Source organism: Massilia sp. FBCC-B171 (genome assembly GCF_059134155.1).
In genome coordinates, this window is record NZ_CP101443.1 from 630,453 (window position 1) to 644,574 (window position 14,122).

16 protein-coding genes are annotated in these 14,122 nt (G+C 62.2%); 8 read left to right on the forward strand and 8 right to left on the reverse strand.

The annotated features are described in order from the left end of the window. Positions 1-10 precede the first annotated feature (10 nt). The 4 genes from pcaF to NMB41_RS02980 all read left to right on the forward strand — a co-directional run bounded on the left by pcaF (position 11) and on the right by NMB41_RS02980 (position 4,588). Entirely contained in the window at positions 11-1,216 is a 1,206-nt protein-coding gene (gene pcaF / locus NMB41_RS02965) for a 3-oxoadipyl-CoA thiolase (RefSeq protein WP_494380997.1), read from the forward strand. Between the two features lie 4 nt (positions 1,217-1,220). Beyond that, complete coding sequence (locus tag NMB41_RS02970; RefSeq protein ID WP_494380998.1) at positions 1,221-1,820, forward strand: phenylacetic acid degradation protein PaaY; 600 nt, start codon at positions 1,221-1,223, stop codon at positions 1,818-1,820. Between the two features lie 116 nt (positions 1,821-1,936). After that, entirely contained in the window at positions 1,937-3,988 is a 2,052-nt protein-coding gene (gene paaZ, locus NMB41_RS02975; RefSeq protein ID WP_494380999.1) for a phenylacetic acid degradation bifunctional protein PaaZ, read from the forward strand. Positions 3,989-4,051: 63 nt separating this feature from the next. After that, complete coding sequence (locus NMB41_RS02980; RefSeq protein WP_494381000.1) at positions 4,052-4,588, forward strand: cupin domain-containing protein; 537 nt, start codon at positions 4,052-4,054, stop codon at positions 4,586-4,588. Between the two features lie 87 nt (positions 4,589-4,675). Here NMB41_RS02980 and NMB41_RS02985 read toward each other — a convergent pair whose 3' ends face one another. The 5 genes from NMB41_RS02985 to NMB41_RS03005 all read right to left on the reverse strand — a co-directional run bounded on the left by NMB41_RS02985 (position 4,676) and on the right by NMB41_RS03005 (position 6,830). After that, a complete protein-coding gene (locus NMB41_RS02985; RefSeq protein ID WP_494381001.1) occupies positions 4,676-5,344 on the reverse strand; it encodes an HAD-IA family hydrolase in 669 nt (222 codons plus the stop codon). A 33-nt stretch (positions 5,345-5,377) separates the two neighbouring features. Next, positions 5,378-5,605 (reverse strand): hypothetical protein, encoded by a 228-nt coding sequence (locus NMB41_RS02990; protein ID WP_494381002.1) that lies wholly within the window; start codon positions 5,603-5,605, stop codon positions 5,378-5,380. Between the two features lie 33 nt (positions 5,606-5,638). Further along, on the reverse strand, positions 5,639-5,878 hold the full coding sequence (locus NMB41_RS02995; protein ID WP_494381003.1) for a hypothetical protein: 240 nt from the start codon (positions 5,876-5,878) through the stop codon (positions 5,639-5,641). A gap of 123 nt (positions 5,879-6,001) precedes the next feature. Further along, on the reverse strand, positions 6,002-6,631 hold the full coding sequence (locus NMB41_RS03000) for a DUF1294 domain-containing protein (protein WP_494381004.1): 630 nt from the start codon (positions 6,629-6,631) through the stop codon (positions 6,002-6,004). 70 nt (positions 6,632-6,701) lie between these two features. Further along, positions 6,702-6,830: a lipid II flippase family protein gene (locus NMB41_RS03005; RefSeq protein WP_494381005.1), complete on the reverse strand. Its 129-nt coding sequence runs from the start codon at positions 6,828-6,830 to the stop codon at positions 6,702-6,704. 168 nt (positions 6,831-6,998) lie between these two features. Here NMB41_RS03005 and NMB41_RS03010 point away from each other — a divergent pair, with 168 nt between their 5' ends. Beyond that, positions 6,999-7,568, forward strand: a complete 570-nt coding sequence (locus NMB41_RS03010) for a lipid-binding SYLF domain-containing protein (RefSeq protein ID WP_494381006.1) — start codon at positions 6,999-7,001, stop codon at positions 7,566-7,568. A 73-nt stretch (positions 7,569-7,641) separates the two neighbouring features. On the opposite strand, the gene argH is transcribed toward NMB41_RS03010, so the two are convergent. Then, positions 7,642-9,039 carry an argininosuccinate lyase gene (gene argH, locus NMB41_RS03015; protein ID WP_494381007.1) on the reverse strand — a complete coding sequence of 466 codons (1,398 nt, stop codon included), beginning with the start codon at positions 9,037-9,039 and terminating at the stop codon, positions 7,642-7,644. Positions 9,040-9,170: 131 nt separating this feature from the next. On the opposite strand from argH, the gene NMB41_RS03020 reads away from it, so the two are divergent. From NMB41_RS03020 to NMB41_RS03030, 3 genes are all read left to right on the forward strand, one after another. Next, complete coding sequence (locus tag NMB41_RS03020; RefSeq protein ID WP_494381008.1) at positions 9,171-9,773, forward strand: hypothetical protein; 603 nt, start codon at positions 9,171-9,173, stop codon at positions 9,771-9,773. Positions 9,774-9,839: 66 nt separating this feature from the next. Continuing rightward, on the forward strand, positions 9,840-10,277 hold the full coding sequence (locus NMB41_RS03025; protein WP_494381009.1) for a GNAT family N-acetyltransferase: 438 nt from the start codon (positions 9,840-9,842) through the stop codon (positions 10,275-10,277). Between the two features lie 71 nt (positions 10,278-10,348). Further along, positions 10,349-11,563, forward strand: a complete 1,215-nt coding sequence (locus NMB41_RS03030) for a cyanophycinase (protein WP_494381010.1) — start codon at positions 10,349-10,351, stop codon at positions 11,561-11,563. Positions 11,564-11,624: 61 nt separating this feature from the next. On the opposite strand, the gene NMB41_RS03035 is transcribed toward NMB41_RS03030, so the two are convergent. Next, the gene (locus NMB41_RS03035; RefSeq protein ID WP_494381011.1) at positions 11,625-12,971 is read right to left on the reverse strand and encodes a PIN-like domain-containing protein; all 1,347 of its coding nucleotides are present in this window, start codon (positions 12,969-12,971) and stop codon (positions 11,625-11,627) included. A gap of 72 nt (positions 12,972-13,043) precedes the next feature. Further along, the gene (locus tag NMB41_RS03040; RefSeq protein WP_494381012.1) at positions 13,044-14,081 is read right to left on the reverse strand and encodes an alpha/beta fold hydrolase; all 1,038 of its coding nucleotides are present in this window, start codon (positions 14,079-14,081) and stop codon (positions 13,044-13,046) included. Positions 14,082-14,122: the final 41 nt, after the last annotated feature.

The following is a 14,122-nucleotide window of genomic DNA, read 5'->3' on the forward strand; positions in this document are numbered from 1 at the left end:
GGAGACCTTCATGACTGACGCATTCATCTGCGACGCGATTCGCACCCCGTTCGGGCGCTACGGCGGCGCGCTGGCGTCGGTGCGCGCCGACGACCTGGCCGCGCTCCCGATTGCCGCGCTCATGGAGCGCAACAAGGGCGTCGACTGGGCCATGGTCGACGACCTGTACTGGGGCTGCGCCAACCAGGCGGGTGAAGACAACCGCAACGTCGGCCACATGGCGGGCCTGCTGGCCGGCCTGCCGCCTGAAGTGCCGGGCAATACCATCAACCGCCTGTGCGGTTCGAGCCTGGACGCGGTCGGCATCGGCGCGCGCGCCATCCTGTCGGGCCAGGCCCAGCTGATCATCGCCGGCGGTTCGGAAAGCATGACGCGCGCACCTTTCGTGATGGGCAAGGCCGATTCCGCCTTTTCGCGCGCTGCGAAAATCGAAGACACGACCATCGGCTGGCGTTTCGTCAATCCGCTGATGAAGGCGAAGTACGGCATCGACTCGATGCCGGAGACGGCCGAGAACGTGGCGAAGGACTTCAACGTGAACCGCGCCGACCAGGACGCGTTTGCGATCCGCAGCCAGCAGCGCTGGGCGCGTGCGCATGCCGCCGGCTTGTTCCGCGACGAGATCGCGTCCGTCACCCTGCCTACTAAAAAAGGCGACCCGCGCATCTTCGACACCGACGAGCATCCGCGTCCGGAGACCACGATCGAAGCGCTGGCCAAGCTGAAGGGTGTGGTCACGCCGGACGGCACGGTCACCGCCGGTAACGCCTCGGGCGTGAACGACGGCGCCTGCGCGCTCTTGATCGCATCCGGCAGCGCCGCCGAGCGCTTTGGCTTGACGCCACGCGCCCGCATCATCGGCATGGCCACGGCCGGCCTGCCGCCGCGGATCATGGGGTTCGGCCCCTCGCCGGCGACGAAAAAAGTGCTGGCGCAGACCGGCCTCACGATCGGCCAGATGGATGTGATCGAACTGAACGAAGCCTTTGCGGCGCAGGGCCTGGCCGTCATGCGCGACCTGGGCCTGGCCGACGACGCCGAACACGTGAACCCGAACGGCGGCGCGATTGCGCTGGGTCATCCGCTGGGCGCATCGGGCGCACGCCTGGTCACCACCGCGGTCTACCAATTGCAGCGTACCGGTGGCCGTTACGCGCTGTGCACGATGTGCATCGGCGTCGGCCAGGGCATCGCCCTCATCATCGAGCGAGTTTAAAAATATGGTCAAAGTCTATGAAATCGACGGCGTGCGCCCAGTGGTGCACCCAACGAGCTATGTGCATCCGACGGCAGTCATCATCGGCGACGTCATCATCGGCCCGCGCTGCTACATCGGCCCGCTGGCCTCGCTGCGCGGCGATTTCGGCCGCCTGATCCTGGAAGAGGGCGCCAACGTGCAGGACTCCTGCGTGATGCACGGCTTCGAAGACGGCGAGACCGTCATCGAAGTCGACGGCCACATCGGCCACGGCGCCGTGCTGCACGGTTGCCGCGTGGGCCGCAACGCCATGGTCGGCATGAACGCCGTCGTGATGGACGGCGCCGTCGTCGGCGAAGAATCGATCGTCGCTGCCATGAGCTTCGTAAAAGCCGGCATGGTCATCCCGCCGCGCAGCATGGTGATGGGCACCCCCGCCAAGGTGATGCGCGCGCTGACGGACGACGACGTCAAATGGAAGAGTTTCGGCACGAGCCAATACCACCAGCTGACCACGCGCTCCCTGAACACCATGCGCGAAGTCGAAGCGTTTACCGAGATCGAGCCAAACCGCCCGGTGTTCGACTTCAGCGGCACCGGCGGCCACGCCCCCAAAAAATAATCGTAGGGGTCATTGGGGCCAATGGCCTCAATGACGGGTTCACCGGGCACTCTGTGCCCACGCGGTACAACATCTGCACGCCGCCTGCGCAAACAAATCCTGAGGAGACAAAACAAATGGCACAAGCAAGCACCCTGCAAAGCTGGATCGCCAACCGCTGGATCGGCCACGAAGCCGCCACCCCCCTGCACGGCGCCCTCGACGGCCAGCTGCTCTACCACACCCACGCCGAAAAGATCGACTTCGACGAAGCCGTCACTTACGCCCGCAAGACCGGCGTCCCCGGCCTGATGAAGCTCGACTTCCAGACCCGCTCCCAGCGCCTGAAAGCCCTGGCGACCTACCTGATGGAGCGTAAGGAAGAACTCTACGAGATCTCGCACCTGACCGGCGCCACGCGCGCCGACAGCTGGGTCGACGTCGAAGGCGGCATCGGCACCCTGTTCGCTTACGCCAGCATGGGCTCGCGCGAACTGCCGTCCTCGAACGTGCTGCACGAAGGCCCGGCGATTGCGCTCGGCAAGCGCGGCGGCTTCGCCGGCACTCACATCCTGGTGCCGCGCGGCGGCCTGGCCGTGCACATCAACGCATTCAACTTTCCGATCTGGGGCCTGCTCGAAAAATTCGCGCCGAGCTTCCTGGCCGCCATGCCCTGCATCGGCAAACCGGCGACCGCCACCAGCTACCTGACCCACGCAGTCGTCAAAATGATGCAGGAATCGAACCTGCTGCCGGAAGGCGCGCTGCAGCTCGTGATCGGCTCGACCGGCGACCTGCTCGACCGCCTGACCGGTTTCGACGCCGTCACCTTTACCGGCTCGGCCGACACCGCCGCCAAGCTGCGCGCGAATCCGAACCTGATCCGCGAGTCGGTGCCCTTCACCGCCGAAGCCGATTCCCTGAATTGCGCGATCCTGGCGCCGGACGTGACGCCCGACGATCCCGAGTTCGATTTGTTCGTCAAAGAAGTCGCGCGCGAGATGACCGGCAAGGCCGGCCAGAAGTGCACGGCGATCCGCCGCGTCATCGTCCCCGAGCAGCACGTCGACGCCCTGGGCGAGCGCCTGCGCGAGCGCCTCTCGAAAGTCGTGGTCGGCAATCCGAAGATGGAAGGCGTGCGCATGGGCGCGCTGGCGTCGATGGACCAGCACCGCGACGTGTCCGAGCGCATCGAGCTGCTCGCGCGCGGCAACGAGATCGTGTTCGGCGCCGGCCACGGCTTCAATCCGGTGGGCGAGGGCGCATCTGGCGGCGCCTTCATCTCGCCGACCCTGCTCCTGTGCCGCAATGCCGCCGTCAACACGGCCGTGCACGACATCGAAGCCTTCGGCCCGGTCAGCACCATGATGACCTACCGCGACATCGACGAGGCACTCCACCTGGCCGCACTTGGCAAGGGCAGCCTGGTGACGACGCTGGCGACGAAAGACCCAATGATCGCGGCCTACGCGGTGCCGGTGGCCGCGGCCTCGCACGGGCGCGTCCACATTCTCGACCGCGAGTCGGCGGTCGATTCCACCGGCCACGGTTCGCCCCTGCCGCAGCTGAAACACGGCGGTCCTGGCCGCGCGGGCGGCGGCGAAGAGCTGGGCGGCATCCGCGCGGTAAAACACTTCTTGCAGCGTGCGGCGGTGCAGGGCTCGCCGACGATGCTGGCCGCGGTGACGGGCGAGTATGTGCGCGGCGGCGCGGTGAAGGAATCGGAAATTCATCCGTTCCGCCGCCACTTCGAAGAGCTGGAAATCGGCCACTCGCTGCTGACGCACCGCCGCACCGTGAGCGAAGCGGACATCGTCAATTTCGGCGGCGTCTCGGGCGACTATTTCTACATGCACTTCGACGAAATCGCTGCGAAAGACACGCAATTCGGCAAGCGCATCGCGCACGGTTATTTCGTGCTGTCGGCGGCGGCCGGCCTGTTCGTGTCGCCGGCCCCGGGCCCGGTGCTGGCCAACTATGGACTCGACAACCTGCGCTTCGTCGCGCCGGTGGCGATCGGCGACACCATCCGCGCACGCCTGACCTGCAAGCGCAAGGTCGACCGCAACCGCACGGACGAGCAGGGCCGCGGCCAGGGCGTCGTCGCCTGGGACGTGCAGGTCACGAACCAGAACGACGAACTCGTGGCAAGTTACGATATCCTGACGCTTGTGCAGAAACGCGCTTAAGCAAATGAAGCAAGCCCTGCCGGCGACGGCGGGGCGCGCCCATTCAACCAGGAAGGATTGAGCATGTCACGGCTAGACCTGAGCAGTATCCCCGTACAAACCGGAACCGGTTACCCTGATCCCTTTGCCGAGATCGTCAACGGCCGCAGCCGGCAAGCGCTGGGCGAGGCCGGCGGCCTGACCCAGTTCGGCGCCAACCTGGTCGAGCTGAAACCGGGCGCCGCGTCTTCCCAGCGCCATTGGCATACCCATGAAGACGAGTTCGTCATGGTCGTGTCGGGCGAACTGACCCTGGTCACCGACGAAGGCGAAACCCTGATGCGCGCCGGCGATTGCGCGGCCTTCCCGGCGGGCCGCCCGAACGGCCACCACCTGGTCAACCGCAGCTGGGGCAACGCCCTGTTCCTGGCCGTCGGCCCGAACATCCCCGCCGACCGCGCCACCTATCCCGACATCGACCTGATGTACGACGGCAGCTCCAACAGCTACACGCACAAGGACGGCACGCCCTATCCGAAGCGCGATGCCGCTGCTCCCGCACCAGAGCAGCCGGCGGTCGAGGAACACACCCTCAACCCCCGCGTCTACCGCCACGATTAAACACCGCCCACGTAGGGTGGGCGGGTTCCCCGCCCACGCGTTCAACCACCGGTTGCATCACACGTCCACGATCGGCACCCGCCCACCCTACGAAGACATCACCACCCGCAAGCGCCCCTCCGCCGTACAAACACTGCGCAACTCCGCATAATCCACCACCCCAACAACATCCGTCTCCACCGGATGCCCATGCGTCACCGTCACCACCACGCTCTCCATCCCGGCAGCCGCCGCCGACGCCAGCCCCGCCAGCGTATCCTCGAACACCAGGCAATCCTCCGGCGCAAACCCCAGCCTCTTCGCCCCCAGCAAAAACGGATCCGGCGCCGGCTTGCCGCGCTCCACATCCTCCGCCGCCACCAGCACCGCCGGCATCGGCAAGCCTGCCGCCGCAATCCGCGCCACTGCCAGCGCCTTCGGCGCCGAGGTCACGATCGCCCAGCGCTCGACCGGCAGCGAAGCCAGGAAGCCCGCCACGCCGCGAATCGCCTCCACCCCCGCCACATCCTCGATTTCGGCTGCCGTAATCCAGGCCGCCTCCGCCGCCGGATCGACACCAGGCAGGTTCACCCCACGTACCGTCTCCTCTGTACGTTTGCCGTGAATCGTCGGCAGGAAAGCCGCCACGTCGAGTCCATGCCCCTCCGCCCAGCGGCCCCAAACGCGTTCGGCCGCCTTGATCGAGGTGAGAATGGTGCCGTCCATGTCGAACAGGAAGGCGGCGAAGGCGCGTTCGGGCAGGGAAGTGGTCGTCACGGAGAAAGCCTGGTCATGGAAGAGAAGGGCATCTTAATCGAGCTTGCGCTCATACCGCTCCTTGACCACCTGGCTGATAAACGTCGACAAGCCGCTGCCCAGCGTCGCCAGCCTTTCCATCTCCGCGATATTGTCGGCGCCGGCGCTCTGGTCGGTGTAGAGATAGCGCTCGCCCCCGGTAAAGCGCACCGTGATCGAGCGGTCGCCGATCTCGTAGGCGAGCACGCCCGATTCGCCGCTGAGGTTTTTGTAGCGTTGCATGGCGTTCTCCCGCACTGAAGTAGAGCGGTAATTTTATGAGAGGGGAGGCGCTTCGTCCGTGCTGCTTTCAACCGTGCGCACCTGGTTCGCAAGCCTGATCTGGCGGACAAAGACCGCCGTACACGCGCCGAAAAACAGGCGACCCAGCACGCCGCTCAGGCGCGCACCTGAGGCGAGCAGGGCCGCAGGCCCGCCAACGAGCGCCATGAACCCTGAACAGAGCGCGAGTACCCAGAGCAGGGGACGGCCGAATGCCCGGGCGTGGAATGCCATGGCTGCGCGCTTTTGCTCGGGGGTGAAGCGGGCCGGCTTCTCGGTTGTCGTCCGTCCGGTAATTCAGGCGAAAAGGTGGCTGCAACAATTTCGAGGATGTTCATGGGCGATCGTTTGTTTGGATCAGCCTAAGCCGAGCAGCAGCAAGGTATCGGCTCCCCAGGGTGACAGGAGCAAGAACAGTGCACTGCAGTTGACTACGACGGTCAGCCGGAAGGCTTCCCGGAACGATTCTTTTTTCGACTTGTGATGCAGCACTTGGCGGGCCACGAGCGCCCCAGGCCACCCTCCCATCAGCCCGAGCAGATGCAGGGTGCTTTCCTGGGTCCTCCACCGATGATTCCGTGCTGCGGATTTGTCGATTGCGTAGGCAACAAACGCAACAGCACTCAGGCCCAGGTAAAGACCGAAAACGAAACCGGGTAATTTGCCGGTGAAAACTAACAGGGCGATGAGTGCGAGAAAAACTGCCGCGATGGCCAGCGCGCTCGTTGCCCGCGGTTCGGGCGCCGGCCGTGCAATCCGCTCCCGGGCGAAGGCGACATTCTCGGCACGCGGCTGCCCTTTGTCGTTGGCCGAGAGTTCGTAGGTGACGATCGAGTCATTGGCAGGGCGGGTAGCACGGCTGGAAAACGACTTGATGTGAACAAACACGGTTGCCCCACCGCCGTTGGGAGTGATGAACCCGAATCCTTGCTCGTCCTTCCAGGAAGTGATTTTTCCTTGGTACCTGGGCGGTTTTCGCGCGTTCACCTTGGCATTCCCGATTCGATTTAAAAGAATAGTGTAGTACCGGTCTTTCCTTTGATCAACTATTCATTCGTCACACCGCACGCGCGACCAGCACGATCCGCATCGCCGACGGCACCAGCAGTGCCTGTGCGAGCAAGGTACCCGCAAGACGGCTCCCGACCAGCCAGACGATCGCTTTGCGAAACTCCCCTTCGCTCACCCGTCGCTCGACCACGGAACGGCGGGCGCGGCAATCAGAAATCCACCAGCGTGTTAGACGAAAGTCCCATAGCACTGCGCCGGAAAGAACCGGACAATTCAAAGTGAATCAGCACGCATCATGGGCGTGGGCGTAACAACAAATCAACTTTTTACGGGAGTCCGCATCATGATCAAATACCTTCGGAATATCTTCGTGATTCCCATCTTGCTGCTTGTCCTGTCCTGCACGACGACCCCGAGCGGCCCGACCGTTGCCGGTGGTGGAGACCCTGATTTGGACGCAAAAGCGCGAGTGGCGCTACAAAGACTGCTCACCGAGACACCAAAGGCGAAGGAACTCCAGGCTCAAGCGAAGGGTGTACTCGTGTTCCCCGACATTGCCAAGGCCGGTCTCATTGTGGGTGCGGAAGGCGGAAAAGGGGTGATGTTCGGTCCGGATGGGAGAGTCACCGGGTACTACAAAGCCCAGGCGATGTCGGTCGGCCTGCAGGCTGGCGCCCAATCATTTTCCCAGGCCATGTTTTTCATGACCGACTCGGCGATCACGGCGCTCACCAGCGGCTCCGGACTGTCGGTGGGCACGGGGCCGAATGTTGTTGTCGTCGATGCCGGGATGGCCAAGTCAATGACCACGACCACCATGAAATCCGATGTCTATGCCTTCATTTTTGGCCAGGAGGGACTGATGGCCGGCATCGGCATACAAGGACAGCAGATTACCAAGTATGTTCAGTGAAGTTTACTGAGTAAGAAAAAAGGGCGGGCCAGCCGTGAACCACGGCAGGCCCGCCCTTGCTCCATCTTCCCGCTCAGCCTTTGAGCTGACCGCGCACGCGTTCGATGGCGCGGCGTACCTGGTTCGGGGCGGTGCCGCCCACGTGGTCGCGTGCGGCAACGGAACCCTCCAGCGTCAGGACGGCGAACACGTCATCCCCGATCAGCGGCGAAAAGCCCTGCAGCGTCTCGAGCGACATTTCCGACAGGTCGCAGCCGGCGACGTCGCAGGCACGCACCGCATGCGCCACGGCCTCGTGGGCGTCGCGGAACGGTAAACCCTTCTTGACCAGGTAGTCGGCCAGGTCGGTCGCCGTCGCATAGCCCTGCAGCGCGGCAGCGCGCATGTTCTCGGCTTTCACCGTGATGCCGCCGGCCATGTCGGTGAAGATGCGCAGCGTGTCGAGCACGGTGTCGACGGTGTCGAACAGCGGTTCCTTGTCTTCCTGGTTGTCCTTGTTGTAGGCCAGCGGCTGGCCTTTCATCAGGGTCAGCAGGGCGGTCAGGTGGCCGTACACGCGGCCGGTCTTGCCGCGCGCCAGTTCCGGCACGTCCGGGTTCTTCTTTTGCGGCATGATCGACGAGCCGGTGCAGAAGCGGTCGGCGATGTCGATGAAGCCGATGCGCGGGCTGATCCACATGACCAGCTCTTCCGACATGCGCGAGACGTGCATCATGAGGACCGCTGCGGCGGCCGTGAACTCGATCGCGAAATCGCGGTCGGAGACGGCGTCGAGCGAGTTATGGCAGACGTCCTCGAAGCCGAGCGTCTTCGCCACGCGCAGGCGGTCGATCGGGAAGGTGGTGCCGGCCAGGGCAGCGGCGCCCAGCGGCAGGCGGTTCACGCGGCGCCGCGCATCCAGCATGCGCTCGGCATCGCGCCCGAACATTTCCACATAGGCCAGCATGTGGTGGCCGAAGGTGATCGGCTGCGCCACCTGCAGGTGGGTGAAGCCCGGCATGATGGTGTCGTAATGGCGCTCGGCCAGGTCCGTCAGCGCGCCGCGCAGCTGGTGCAGCAGGACGACCACGTCGTCGATCGCCGCGCGCACGTACAGGCGGATGTCGGTCGCAACCTGGTCGTTGCGCGAGCGGCCCGTGTGCAGGCGCTTGCCCGCATCGCCCACCAGCTCGGTCAGGCGCTTTTCGATATTCAGGTGCACGTCTTCGAGGTCGAGCAGCCATTCGAAACTGCCGGCTTCGATTTCGCTCTTGATTTGCGCCATGCCGCGTTCGATCTCCGCGCGGTCGGCCGCGCTGATGATGCCTTGCGCGGCCAGCATCTCGGCGTGCGCGAGCGAGCCTTCGATGTCGAACATGGCCAGCCGCTTGTCGAAGAAGACGGAGGCCGTGTAGCGTTTGACGAGGTCCGACACCGGTTCGGAGAAGCGCGCCGACCAGGCTTCGGCTTTTTTGGAGAATTGTTCGTTCATGGTGGGTTCCTTAGATTTATTCGATTATAAACGGCCTCCCGTGCGGCCGTCCGAGGCGGCTGCGGATGACAGGGCGGCTAAAATAGTCGATTATTCAACTGTTAACATAGTGAAAACCGAAGGAGAACACGATGAAACGACTGCTTGGCCTCGCCGCGATGGCAGCAATGGCAGCAAGTGCAGGCAGCAGCATGGCCGCCCAGCAGGCAGCGTCCGCGCAGCCGGTGCATACCGCGCCCGCCCAGCCGGCGGTGGCCAAGGAAGCCGACGGCGCGTCGGTCGACACCATCGTCGCCGCCCTGTACGACGTCATCTCGGGCCCGGCCGGCGCGCCGCGCAACTGGAACCGGATGCGCGCGCTGTTCGCCCCGGACGCCAAGCTGATGGTCGTCACCCCGAACCGCGAAGGCGGCGGCTTCGCCCTGCGCACCATGACGGTCGAGGATTACATCAGCCGCAACATGAGTGCGTTTAACACCAGCGGTTTCTACGAGCGCGAAATCGCGCGCACCACCGATTCCTTCGGCCAGCTGGTGCACGTGTTCTCCACCTATGAACTGCTGCGCTCGCCGAACGATCCGAAGCCTTTCATGCGCGGCATCAACAGCATCCAGCTGGCATTCGACGGCAAGCGCTGGTGGATTGCCAACCTCGTCTGGCGCGCCGAAGACGCAGGTCTTGCGCTGCCGGAACGCTATCTGCAAAGCCGGCCGGAACCTGTCGCAAAACCCTAATGAATCGGACTTGTCGTTTGTGCAAACGGCGCTAGAATTGGTTTTTTCGCCAGAGCGGCCAGGCAGATGACTACCAACGATTCCAGCTTCGAGGTCAGTACCGACCAGTCGCGGCTCGACATCCCGATGATCTACCGCTTCCTCAGCGAGCAGTCGAGCTGGGCGGTGGGGATCTCGCGGCCGGTCGTCGAGCGCGCCATTGAAAATTCCCTGTGCTTTGGCGGCTTTCTCGATGGCCGCCAGATCGCGTTTGCCCGCGTGATCACCGACTTCGCCACCTTCGCCAACATGGTCGACATGTTCGTGCTGCCGGAATACCGCGGCCACGGCTATGGCAAGCAGCTGGTCGGCGTCGTACTGCGCCACCCGAGCCTGCAGCACCTGCGCCGCTTCATGTTGGCCACCAACGACGCGCAAGGGTTGTATGAACGCTTCGGTTTCACCACGCCGCGCAATCCGGAAGCACTGATGGAGCGTTACTTCCCGAACATTTATTTGTCCTGAGGCGGCGCAACACGGCGACATCCGTCTCGTCTCAGGCTTATGATTTGTTGTGTTCGAGAAGGAGCGCCGTCATGCGCCGATCCGCTGTGTCTGTTGCCCTTGCTTCGGCCCTGCTTGCGGGCCCCGCGGCCGCTGCCGCCGAACTGCCGGCCTCAAAAGGTTCGCTCGTCATCATCGGCGGCGCCCTGCGTCCCGATAACACCGCCGTCTGGGACCGTATCGTTCAGCTCGCAGGCGGGAAGGGCGCTCGCATCGCCGTCTTCGCCTCCGCCTCGGCCAATCCCGAAAAATCCGGCGCCGCCCTGGTCGAGCGCCTGAACAAGTATGGCGCCAACGCTTTCTTCGTCCCGGTCGCCGTGCGCCTGACCGGGACCGACTACCAGGCCGCTGCCGACGACCTGGAACTTGCAAATGCCGTACGCAGCGCCGGCGGCGCCTATTTCGCCGGCGGGGACCAGGCCCGCATCACGCGCGCCCTGCGCCGTCCGGACGGCACCAATACGCGCGTGCTCGACGCCTTGTGGGAACTCTACCGGCGCGGCGGGGTGATTGCCGGCACCAGCGCCGGCGCGGCCATCATGAGCAGCACCATGTTCGGCCATCCGAAACCGGTGCTCGCCACCCTCAAGCTCGGCTTGACGGACGGCGAGGAAATCACGCCCGGCCTGGGTTTCATCGGCGACGACGTTTTTGTGGACCAGCACCTGCTGGTGCGCGGGCGCTTCGCGCGCATGCTGCCGGCGATGCTGCAGAAGGGCTACAAGCTGGGACTGGGCATCGACGAGAACACGGCGATGGTGGTCGGCCCGAACCGCGACGTCGAGGTGCTCGGCTACAAGGGCGCGCTGGTGGTCGATTTATCGGCCGCGAATGCGCGCCAGGGGGCTTTTAACGTCAGCAATGTGCGCCTCAGTTACCTCGACAACGGCGACCGCTTCAACATCTCCAGCCAGACTTTCACGCCCGCGCCCGACAAGGCCGACGGCCGCCTCGATCCGGCCCGGCCGTACTACCGCGAGCCGCTGTTCTCTGCCGACATCCTCGGCAACAGCACGGTGGTCGACCTGATGGGAAAACTGATCGACAGCGACCAGCTTGACGCCATCGGCCTGACCCTGGGCAGCCCGCACGGCGTGCAGCCCGAGCTCGGCTTCGAATTCAAGTTCTCGCGCACCGGAGAAAGTGTCGGCTACATGTCGGCCACGACCGAGGCCTATTCGGTCTACAACGTGCGGCTCGATATCCGGCCGATCGTGGTCAGGCGGCCTCTTTACCAGTACAAATAGAGAAAAATATTGTTCATCGTAGTAGTTAGTTGGCTTTCCCCATGGAGAATTGAAGTTCCTATTAATATTCAAATTCCCAGCATATCTTAAGAGAGCGGGGCTCCGATTCGCTTTCTAGAATGGCAACGATCATGATATAAATATTTTCAATGGCGCGTTCGTTCTCGGGTATTTTTAAGAGCTGCGCCGCTAACAAGTCCGCATCCGTTTCATGATCAACCAATAAAATTAACGTCCCGTCATCTATATCGTCGACTTCGAGAGGATCTGCGCTTTCTCTTAGAAGCTGAGAAATTTCGTAATCAGATCGTCCTTTGACTTCAGATAGTTCAAACCCGTAGCGATGGCCGTCTTTTACAGCAACTATATCGGGCCAAAAATTGTTCTCGTGTATCTCGTCATAATCTGGTCGAATCTGTGCTGCAAACAACCGGAGAGCTTCTGCGCGCCTGCCTGGGTAGGGGCGAATAGCATTGGTTCGACTAGAGGTGACGGAAATGTCGCGCACCTCCTTTAGTGTTTCCTCTGAAACTTCAGCTTTAAGAAACGTCTTAGCAGAGTTAAGGAAATTTTCGAGGCTATACATCAGGAATGTATCTATAGCACTTGAATGCTTCGCCTCATCGATGAGCTCAGGCCGCGGCCCCAGTGTTTTATGGCCAACTCGCGCCCACCAGTCATCTTTCCCATCATCGCTAACAAAAATCAACGTTTTTACGCCTATTTTCTTGGCGTGGGTTAGTATTTGTGTCCAAATAAGGTAGTCGCCGTATTTTCCTTTGTACGTGATCCCTGCGTGAAAGTGTTCGTCCGGTTGATCTTTGTCTTTTCCCTCGTCTTTAAATCCCGGGGGGCGCTTCAATTTGAATCGCTGTTCACCAGCCTTGTAAATATTATCTATTTCTATCTGTTCCTTCGGGGCGGGCCCTACTCTGCCATCGAATAATATCTCGAGTTTCTGTTTTAATGGATCGGCACCAGTTAACTGTTGTTGGTTTTTCTGCGAGCTATCTAATTCATTAAGGAAAGAATCAATAAGCCCATTGAAGCTGCTAATAAATGAGTCTGGATTGATAACTGAATGGCGTTTCTTTAATTGTAGTTTGTCTAAGTCAGTAGATAAACATTTTTTCGTTTTTTCGATTGTATCGCGCACTTCTGTGAAGCGCTTAATCTGATCTGCAATGACGACTTGTCTGTTTTTATGGAATTCAAGCGCTACATGATGGGGAATCCAAATTTGATCAGATAATTTTTCAAGTATGGATATCAGTTCGTCGCGCGTGGCAATTCGATAGCGATAAAGGTTCAGAAGGACGTTCGTATCAAAGACGAAAATAGCCTCCTTCCAAACCACTCCAAAATTTATCGATGAAATATCGTTATATTCCGGAAACATTCCCTTCATAAATTCTCCAAAATATTTATAGATTCATAAACCTGGTTGGCTGCATCAAATCTAAAGTGTGATTTGGTGTAGTCACAGGCAGCGCGGCCGGATGTCCTCGCGCAGCAGCGTCGACTGGGCCTCGACCATCGGCAAATTAGGATCGTGGCCGGCGCGCGGCACCAGCACCAGCTTCTTCACCGGCGCCTTGATCGCATCGTAATAGCGCTGGGTGACGTCGCGCGTGGTGACGAGGTCCTGCGTGCCCTGCACCAGGTAGACCGGCAGCTTGAACTCAAGACCGAGCTTGTACAGGTCGACCGTCCTGAACATGCCGTCGTTGTTCATGCCTACGAACTGCACGAACGAATAGTCTTCGCCCGCTTCGTAGTCGGCCTGGGCCTGCGGCGTCGCATACAGGGCGCCGGGCGCGGCCCAGGCTTTGGGCATCGGGTCCGAGCCCATCGCCTCGTACTTGCGCGAGGCGCGGCGCTCGATGCCGAAGGAGCGGGGATTGACCCAGGGCGGCGGGCCGAGGGCCTCGATTTTCGCGACCGTCTCGGTGTCGTTCGCAGCGCGCGCCAGCGCAATGAGTTTGGCGTGGCCGTCGACGTTTTCGCGCTGCGCGACCATCTGCGCCGTGCCGAGGTAGGCGCAGAACAGCTCGGGACTGGCTTTCGCCATGTGCACGGCCAGCGTCGAGCCCCAGGAGCTGCCCATCAAAATCAGTTTGTTCTTGCCCAGGCGCGCGGCCACGTGGCGCGCCACGGCCAGGCCATCGTCGCGCAAGCCGTCGACCGTGAGTTTTTCGTCTTCAGACGGCTTGTTGCGGCCATAGGTCATGCCGGCGCCGCGCTGGTCCCAGTGCACGACCGTGAAATCCTTTCGCCAGCCGGCGTCGGGACCATTTTCGTACAGGCTCTGCGGGTTGCCGGGCCCGCCGTGTGCGATCAGGATGACCGGGTTGGCGCAGCTGTCGCCCTTCATGGTGACCCATTGCTCGATGCCGTTGATGCGGACAAACCCTTCTTCGTTCACGCGCTGCTGCAGGGACGTGCATGCGGAAGCCGCGGACGCGCCGGCGAAGGGAAGGGCCAGCAGGACGCCGGCAAGCATGCTCAATGGTCTCATCCGGGTCTCCGATTCTTGTCGATAAGTAATGATGCGTCGAG

What these genes read in the sequence shown, in the direction of transcription:
- NMB41_RS02990 (WP_494381002.1), bottom strand. Translation starts at nt 5,605, where the DNA reads ATGCAACGCTACAAAAACCTCAGCGGCGAATCGGGCGTGCTCGCCTAC.
- paaZ (WP_494380999.1), top strand. Translation starts at nt 1,937, where the DNA reads ATGGCACAAGCAAGCACCCTGCAAAGCTGGATCGCCAACCGCTGGATC.
- NMB41_RS03020 (WP_494381008.1), top strand. Translation starts at nt 9,171, where the DNA reads ATGAAACGACTGCTTGGCCTCGCCGCGATGGCAGCAATGGCAGCAAGT.
- NMB41_RS02970 (WP_494380998.1), top strand. Translation starts at nt 1,221, where the DNA reads ATGGTCAAAGTCTATGAAATCGACGGCGTGCGCCCAGTGGTGCACCCA.
- NMB41_RS03010 (WP_494381006.1), top strand. Translation starts at nt 6,999, where the DNA reads ATGATCAAATACCTTCGGAATATCTTCGTGATTCCCATCTTGCTGCTT.
- NMB41_RS03025 (WP_494381009.1), top strand. Translation starts at nt 9,840, where the DNA reads ATGACTACCAACGATTCCAGCTTCGAGGTCAGTACCGACCAGTCGCGG.
- NMB41_RS03035 (WP_494381011.1), bottom strand. Translation starts at nt 12,971, where the DNA reads ATGAAGGGAATGTTTCCGGAATATAACGATATTTCATCGATAAATTTT.
- NMB41_RS03030 (WP_494381010.1), top strand. Translation starts at nt 10,349, where the DNA reads ATGCGCCGATCCGCTGTGTCTGTTGCCCTTGCTTCGGCCCTGCTTGCG.
- argH (WP_494381007.1), bottom strand. Translation starts at nt 9,039, where the DNA reads ATGAACGAACAATTCTCCAAAAAAGCCGAAGCCTGGTCGGCGCGCTTC.
- NMB41_RS02995 (WP_494381003.1), bottom strand. Translation starts at nt 5,878, where the DNA reads ATGGCATTCCACGCCCGGGCATTCGGCCGTCCCCTGCTCTGGGTACTC.
- NMB41_RS03040 (WP_494381012.1), bottom strand. Translation starts at nt 14,081, where the DNA reads ATGAGACCATTGAGCATGCTTGCCGGCGTCCTGCTGGCCCTTCCCTTC.
- pcaF (WP_494380997.1), top strand. Translation starts at nt 11, where the DNA reads ATGACTGACGCATTCATCTGCGACGCGATTCGCACCCCGTTCGGGCGC.
- NMB41_RS02980 (WP_494381000.1), top strand. Translation starts at nt 4,052, where the DNA reads ATGTCACGGCTAGACCTGAGCAGTATCCCCGTACAAACCGGAACCGGT.